This is a genomic window from Sphingomonas jinjuensis, from assembly GCF_014197105.1.
GTDB classification, from domain to species: domain Bacteria; phylum Pseudomonadota; class Alphaproteobacteria; order Sphingomonadales; family Sphingomonadaceae; genus Sphingomonas; species Sphingomonas jinjuensis.
On record NZ_JACIEV010000001.1, the window covers coordinates 655,765 to 662,754 of the forward strand.

The following is a 6,990-nucleotide window of genomic DNA, read 5'->3' on the forward strand; positions in this document are numbered from 1 at the left end:
GAATGGCGCAGCAAAGGCCGATCGTGGGGAGCCGTCGCCTCATATCAATCATCGGTGGATCGATCGGCAATCTTGTCGAATGGTACGACTTTTACGCCTATGCCGCCTTCGCGCTCTATTTCGCGCCCGCGTTCTTCCCTAGCGACGATCGGACGTCTCAACTGCTCGGAACCGCCGCGGTGTTCGCGGTTGGTTTCCTAATGCGACCGCTCGGCGCATGGTGGATGGGCATGTATGCCGATAGCCGGGGACGGAAGGCCGGCCTTACACTGTCGCTAATTCTCATGTTCTGCGGGTCAGCACTGATCGCGCTGACGCCGACACACGTAGCAATCGGATCTGCCGCCCCCGCAATTTTGCTTTTCGCACGAATGCTTCAAGGCATAAGTGTTGGTGGCGAATATGGAGCGAGTGCGACCTATCTATCCGAAATGGCCGAGGGGCGGAACCGTGGCTTTTGGGCGAGTTTCCAATATGTGACGCTGATCGGCGGACAGCTATGCGCCTTGCTCGTCGCGCTTGTGCTCGGCGTGTTACTGTCGGAGGCGCAAATTCAGGCCTGGGGATGGCGCATTCCTTTTGCGATCGGGGCGGTGCTGGCGTTGATGGCTTATGGCTTGCGCCGGCGAATGGCCGAAACGGATGCCTTCATCGATGTGGGGGTGGATCGGCCGCGATCATCGCTAACGGCGCTCTGGCGCGCTTACCCGACGCTGTTCGTGCGGATCGCGATTGTCAGCGGCGGTGGCGGCCTCGCCTTCTATGCATACACCACCTACATGCAGAAGTTCCTGGTCAACTCCTCCGGTTTTTCGCGCGGCAGCGCGACGCAAATTATGACTGCAGCCCTCGTGATCTATATGCTGGCGCAGCCGCTTGCCGGGCACATCTCTGATCGCTTCGGGCGCAGACCGAATATGCTGGCATTCGCCATGCTCGGCACGATCGCAACGGTTCCGGCCTTCACCATATTGGCCGGCACCCAAAGCGCCGGGGCGGCCGTGGTCATAATCGTTGGGCTGCTGTTGATCCTGACTGCCTACACCGCGATTAGCGGCCTTTTCAAAGCCGAGCTGTTCCCGCCGCACATCCGAGCGCTTGGTGTTGCGCTGCCCTACGCGGTGGGGAATGCCCTCTTCGGCGGCACTGCGGAATATGTCGCCTTGTCGTTCAAGGCAGCGGGGATGGAGAGCGGCTTCTACTGGTATGTGGCCGGCGCTATCGCGGTTACCGGCGTCATTTTTGTAACCCTACCAGAAACCCGGGCGACGTCCACCGAATGGGAGTTGAGGGGAAGGTCCGGCCGCTCCTGAAGCTTGATCGTAATGGCGGCTGTTCGTTGCACTTTGGAAGCAGGCTCGGACGACGAGATTTGGTGGATTGCGGACTGACCGCTTTCGGGCGCTCTGCAAGCCTAGGCGGCCGTTTATTCAGGCGCCTTGCCGCGTAAGGTGTGTCTGATTTCAAGCGCATAGCCGAGCTTAAAGGCGCGCTGCGCTTCAGGTTCGGGGCGGCCGCCCTCAAACTCGACGGCAAATTAGATTTGATGACCGCCAGTTTACGGCAGAAGGCGCCGTACTCAGGTTTCCACGCTTCAGTGTATTGTAGTCCCGTCCGTCCTCCGCAATGAGACGTCTCGAACCGCTTCCTGGCTCGTTATCGTCGCCGTCGCATGCGGGCCAACTTCGCTTTGGCAACGATCGCCGCGAAAGCGACGGCAGAGTCGATCGACGATGAACGCTCTATGCAACGGTTCAACAAGCGACCAAGTGTTAGGTCGTCAAAGTCGCTCTGAATTACAGCGTCGGTCCAAGCATCCAAGGTGTCGCGAGCAGCAATCGCAGATTGGCGAGATTCAGGCCCGCGCTTAGCTTCAACGGGCCGACTCACAACTGAGTCGAGCGGCAAAGATGTTTGCGCCTCCCGTTCGCGGGGGACCGCCCTAGTCGTTCGCTGCGGTGCTGGCTGACGTGGGCCCGGCATCTGAGAGGGTGCGAGCTCCCCAATTTCGTTAGCGCGTCTTTTCGCCAGGATTGATTGTCCAAAAGGCAGCGAGAACCACTGCCAAACTGCGTCGCTAGTCCGGTACTCCTCACCCAGAGGAGCCAAGAAGCCTAAGCCCGCAATGGCTATCTTCCCTTCGATCCTCCCCACGGACGCAGTCTGCCTCGCGGGAGCGGTCCAGCGTCCTAGATCAGGATAATCGAAGCTATCCTGTGGTTCGCCAAGAGAGATCAGCGCCAACCGTTCGGCCTCGTGCGCTATGTATTCCTTGTCCTGAATAGCCCATCGCGGTTCGTCAGATGATAAAGCACCAAGAAGCGCGCCCGCCATTGTAGCTATAGTGTCCGTGTCGCTGTCGAGTTCGTTAGCAGCTAGGATCAATGCATGCTGCGGCATTTCCTTTGCGCATAGCCTAGCTAGCGCTGCAGCCGCTAAAGCAGTCTTGAATCCGGAACCACGAAACTTAGGGGTCAGACAGCCGATAGAGTCGAGGATGTCCCGGTAAGCCTTCGCACCACTACCTTGAAGTAATTTATCTACAGCCCGCACATCCTGGATAGCCTCGTCTTGCATCTGCAGCATTGCTGCTTGAAGAGACGCTCCAGATTGCGCTTCCCATGTCGACAGCCAAAAAGCCGCAAGTTGCGGATCGTAGGCAATCAAGCGAGGCACGTCGCTGAAGCGGACAACAAAGCCGTTCCAGTCCTCCACCCCTGGTAACTTCTGATGAACAAAGACGTAGCTCAGGCAAAGAGCGTGGAACAGAGCGCCACAGAATCCATGCGGGTGACCATGGGTAACCAGAGAGTCCTGGAGAACACTGACAAGCATCTCGTCAGTGGTGCTCAAGGAATTCCAGACATGCGGCTGGATACGCATGGCAGCCCCATTTCCGCCACCCTTGACATAGCTCTGGCCCGACACCTCAAAGAAGTTAGAAAACCAATTAACACTGCGCTTGCCTAAATTAGTGGCTGCCGCTTTGGTGCCGAGCCCTCCCCCTAGCGCGTATGTCGGCCAGACAGTTACTTCAATTTTGGCGAACGTTTCTGCGTCGAACGAGCCGTCCCCTCGTATGGAGCGGCAAACGGCCAATCTTAGCTGAGTGTCGTCAGAGTAGGTCCCCGCTGGGAGGTCGACCCGCACTCCGCTGCGCCCGCCGATGATCCGCTGCCAGTTGACGGGCTCTGTGACTTCGGAGACGCCTGCCCGGTGGGACACTCCTGCGGCACCTCGTGAAAGCTCTGTTATCCAACCAAGCGCATCTCCTGCGGCGGCCCACAAAGCAGAGTTGCGAACCGCCCGCACGCGAAGAGCGCGTTCGCTAACCGCCTGCGGGTGAGGCGCAGCCTCGATATCCATGTGAACCTCAGTGCTCAATTTGGCTTCCCTGCAAATTTCTCGGGGGACAATACAACCTCCACGGCGTCGAAGCCAAACTCCGCAAGCCAGCCACTCACAGCGTCGTGATGGTCGCCCTCCCGAACGTAAATCCTCCGCAGGAACTCTGCCGGTACCGCAGTGGGGTAGAGAACCTCCGCCTGCTCACATGTGGGGAGCGCCGGCCCACGGAGCCCACGTGTGACAGACCAATTCGGGCTTTTGCGCCCAATCAGCGGTCCGAAAAGCGCGTTCAATCCGGCCGCACCGCCTGCGCGGATGCATCGATCATAGGAGTTGTTTGTCGTTCCAAAAACCACTCCCGGGTGGGTCGCGATCACCGCGTCGAAGGATAGAATGCCCCACCATACATCGGCACCTAAGTGCCACCTCTGAGATACTTGAAAGTATCTGTTATTTATCTCAGAGATTGAAAGGTTAACAAAATCAAGCCAGTTCTCACTTTTGTCAAAGAAGGCTCCCGCCTCGGGTCGGTTTGCTGCATTGACATGAAGAATATGCTTTAAGTACTTTTCCTCGGGGAGCTTATACCTCGACAGCAGGGCACCGCTCGCAAGGGTCCCTACGATCCCGCGATTTGTGGTAAAATGGAGAAGCTCGGAAATCCCGCGGCTCACAAGTAAATTGGCTATGGTCATAGCGTAACACCATCAAACGTCCCAGCGGCAAAATATTGAACAAGGGCGGACTCTGAACCAGGTTTGTAACCGACCACTACGGACTTCCGAGCTCGCGCGATTGCTACGGCCAACAAGCGCCGAAGCACAAAGACCTCATCGTCCATTGCCGCATCAACAAAGGGCGTGTTCTCGTCATTGAATCCGAGTATGATCACGTGATCAAACTCAAGGCCCTTTGCGGAGTGGAACGTTGAAAGAGCCACATTCTCTGGACCCTGCGGCCAGTCGGCCTCACGAGTTATGTCCGCATATTGTATGCGCCTGCTTCTAAGTCGCGCCTTTATGTAGGCAAACCACTTGCCGGCTTGCGGCTTAAGAAACGCGACTGAGTCCGTTGTTAGGTCAACGGAGTTCGCAATGTAGTCTAGTGCCCATTCGACTTGTTCGTTGTACAATCCCGATATGACAACGGGCTTCGGGCCGCGGGAAGTGGCGCCGGCAAGGTTGGGCAGCACGCCATCGCCATCTACGCCGATCCCGTTCAGAACCCCGGCGGCAAAGGTAGCAATCTCAACCGTGTTTCGGTGGTTTGCGCGGAGCGTGTGTACGCGCTCTGGCCGAACATCAAAGCCAGCTTCAGTCCACGTAAATCCGCGAGCATAGATGCGCTGTACCGTGTCAATAACGAAGGTGGCCGCGTGCTCCTGGGCGAGATGCGCCCTTACGGCACGCAGCTGGTTGGCCGAGAAATCTTGGCTCTCGTCGATAACTACCACATCGTAGTCAAGGGATTGAGGTCGTTGCGCCATCTGGAGTGCGACTAAGTTCCAGTCGAGTACTTCCGACTCATCTAGCCACTGTAGGTAAGGATATACCACCTCGTCCAGAATGCGTCTGCGCACCGGACTTTCCACACGGGGGAGTAGTCCGCGGCCGGTGCGTTCTGTACTCATATAGAGCTCAAGATTTGACGGCTCAAATCGGCCCAACAGGTACTCGACCTCTTTGATAATATAATCAGCAGCGAGCCCTTTTATGTGGGACGCGAGGCGACGTAGTTCGGCCTTAGCGGCATCGTTACCAACTGCCGGAAAGCCCAATTCCGTCATCGCCCACCGGCTGAAGGTATCTATGCGTAAGTCGACAGCAATGCTCGGCGCAATTTGGTGCTCCGCCAAGCTTCTGACGTAACCAGCAAGCGTCCGGTTGAACGTGAGTACGAGCACGCGAACTGGCGTGGAGTCGTTCTGACGAGCGCGGCGGGCCGCAAACATGAAGCACAACGATCGTAGCCGCAGCAGCGCCGTAGAGGTCTTCCCGCTTCCCGCGGCTCCCCGAATGACCTCAACGCCTAATCTGTTTTGGCTGACGAGCGGCAGCTGCTCGGGCGTTGCAGTCACCTGCGGAAGCGTTTTCAACGATATATCTCCCCGGGGGGACCCATATCGTTGAACCGCATGGAATGCGAGAGTGCGACTGATTCAGCGTGGCGCTAGGCATGCGAACTCTCACTCACCCTCAGGGGACCCCGCAGTGAGCCAGCAGTGTCCCCTCTTGGTTCGCAGGCATGGAGCGCCGAGCCATCATCTAGGTGGGCGTAGCGGGAGGTGGACTCGGCTTTAGCATGCCCCAATAATTTGCCGATCATGGGGAGCGTCTCCGAGCGACGCGCGGCGAAGCTCGCGAAGCTGTGGCGTAGATCATGCAGGCGCACGCCGGGCAGGGCCGCGTCGGTCCGGATCGCTCGCCAGAAGCCATCCAATGCCCCCCCGGCTCTGCGCCTGAAGTTGGAACACTCGAGCGGCTGGTTTGCCCCCCCCCTGTCTGATGCGATGATGGTATGAAGAGGTTGCGGAAGGGAGCCCGTCCCCCCCGAGGGTCTGGAGCCCGATAGGGAGCAAGGGTCCCTTCCGCGTTGGTCACAACCCTGAACAGTTGCTTGGGACTGCTGATCCCGCACGACATGGACAGGAGCCTATACCATGCCACAAGCCGTCATCGGCTGCGACCTTTCACGTGCCGTCATCGACATTTGCGAGCTGCCATCAGGTCGGATCGGGCAGATCGCCAATACACCCGATGCCATCGCCGCATGGCTCGACATGCTCGATCACGACATCCGCCTCGTCTTCGAGGCCACCAGCGGCTGCGACGGCGACCTGATCGCCGCGCTGGCGACACGCGGCCATCCCTTCTCGCTCGTCCATCCGCGTCAGGCCCGCGAGTTCGCCAGAGCCACCGGCACGCTGGCCAAGACCGACCGCGTCGATGCCCGCGTGCTCGCGCAGATGGGCGCCGCGCTCGACCTGCCCGCTACCATCCCGCTCAGCCCGGCCCGTTCGCGCTTGGCCGATTTCCTGCGTCGTCGCAGGCAGTTGGTCGACATGCGCAAGGCCGAAAAACTGCATCGCCACAGCGCCGGTGAGCCCGAAATCGCACAAGCCATCGAGGCCATGATCACGCTGCTCGGCCAGCAGATCGCCGAGCTCGACCGACAGATCGCAGGCTTCATCGCCCAGGATCAGGCCCTGTCCGAACAGGCCCGGCTCCTGACCGCCGTTCCCGGTATCGGACCCACCGTCCTGGCCACCCTGTGAGCTGCCCCCTTCTGAGTGGTCCATCGACTATGACAGTCTGGATCAAGGAAGGGACGACGAATGCCTTCGAAGAAGCACAAGCCCGAGGAGATCATCGGCAAGCTGCGTGAAGTGGAGATCATGCTGGGCCAAGGCGGCACGACCGCCGAGGCATGTCGGCGGATCGCAGTCAGCGAGCAGACCTACTATCGCTGGCGCAAGGAGTATGGTGGCCTGAAGACGGATCAGGCACGGCGGATGAAGGACCTGGAGAAAGAGAACCTGCGGCTGCGCCGCGCGATCTCCGACCTGACATTGGACAAGCTCATCCTGCAGGAGGCGGCACGGGGAAACTTCTGAGCCCCGCGCGGCGCCGGCGCTGCATCGAC

The 6,990-nt window shown here is 59.2% G+C and carries 6 protein-coding genes and 1 pseudogene; 3 read left to right on the top strand and 4 right to left on the bottom strand.

The window, feature by feature from the left end; translation table 11 throughout:
- The first annotated feature begins 2 nt into the window (after window positions 1–2).
- Window positions 3–1,313, top strand: a complete 1,311-nt coding sequence (locus tag GGQ80_RS03205) for an MFS transporter (RefSeq protein ID WP_183982400.1) — start codon at window positions 3–5, stop codon at window positions 1,311–1,313.
- Window positions 1,314–1,656: 343 nt separating this feature from the next.
- Here the strand turns inward: GGQ80_RS03205 and GGQ80_RS03210 are convergent, their stop codons facing one another.
- The 4 genes from GGQ80_RS03210 to GGQ80_RS18705 all read right to left on the bottom strand — a co-directional run bounded on the left by GGQ80_RS03210 (window position 1,657) and on the right by GGQ80_RS18705 (window position 5,985).
- A complete protein-coding gene (locus GGQ80_RS03210; RefSeq protein ID WP_183982401.1) occupies window positions 1,657–3,366 on the bottom strand; it encodes an ADP-ribosylglycohydrolase family protein in 1,710 nt (569 codons plus the stop codon).
- Window positions 3,367–3,380: 14 nt separating this feature from the next.
- On the bottom strand, window positions 3,381–4,043 hold the full coding sequence (locus GGQ80_RS03215) for a DarT ssDNA thymidine ADP-ribosyltransferase family protein (protein ID WP_183982402.1): 663 nt from the start codon (window positions 4,041–4,043) through the stop codon (window positions 3,381–3,383).
- Complete coding sequence (locus tag GGQ80_RS03220) at window positions 4,040–5,443, bottom strand: 3'-5' exonuclease (protein ID WP_221364134.1); 1,404 nt, start codon at window positions 5,441–5,443, stop codon at window positions 4,040–4,042. The genes GGQ80_RS03215 and GGQ80_RS03220 overlap by 4 nt, the downstream gene beginning before the upstream one ends.
- Before the next feature lie 74 nt (window positions 5,444–5,517).
- Window positions 5,518–5,985, bottom strand: coding sequence for a tyrosine-type recombinase/integrase (locus GGQ80_RS18705; protein ID WP_183982403.1), 468 nt, complete (start codon window positions 5,983–5,985; stop codon window positions 5,518–5,520).
- 22 nt (window positions 5,986–6,007) lie between these two features.
- Here GGQ80_RS18705 and GGQ80_RS03230 point away from each other — a divergent pair, with 22 nt between their 5' ends.
- Both GGQ80_RS03230 and GGQ80_RS03235 read left to right on the top strand, forming a co-directional pair.
- Window positions 6,008–6,622 carry an IS110 family transposase gene (locus tag GGQ80_RS03230; RefSeq protein WP_183982404.1) on the top strand — a complete coding sequence of 205 codons (615 nt, stop codon included), beginning with the start codon at window positions 6,008–6,010 and terminating at the stop codon, window positions 6,620–6,622.
- Between the two features lie 60 nt (window positions 6,623–6,682).
- Window positions 6,683–6,990: pseudogene (locus GGQ80_RS03235) on the top strand (transposase); the annotation flags it as partial.

What these genes read in the sequence shown, in the direction of transcription:
- GGQ80_RS03205 (WP_183982400.1), top strand. Translation starts at nt 3, where the DNA reads ATGGCGCAGCAAAGGCCGATCGTGGGGAGCCGTCGCCTCATATCAATC.
- GGQ80_RS03210 (WP_183982401.1), bottom strand. Translation starts at nt 3,366, where the DNA reads ATGGATATCGAGGCTGCGCCTCACCCGCAGGCGGTTAGCGAACGCGCT.
- GGQ80_RS03215 (WP_183982402.1), bottom strand. Translation starts at nt 4,043, where the DNA reads ATGACCATAGCCAATTTACTTGTGAGCCGCGGGATTTCCGAGCTTCTC.
- GGQ80_RS03230 (WP_183982404.1), top strand. Translation starts at nt 6,008, where the DNA reads ATGCCACAAGCCGTCATCGGCTGCGACCTTTCACGTGCCGTCATCGAC.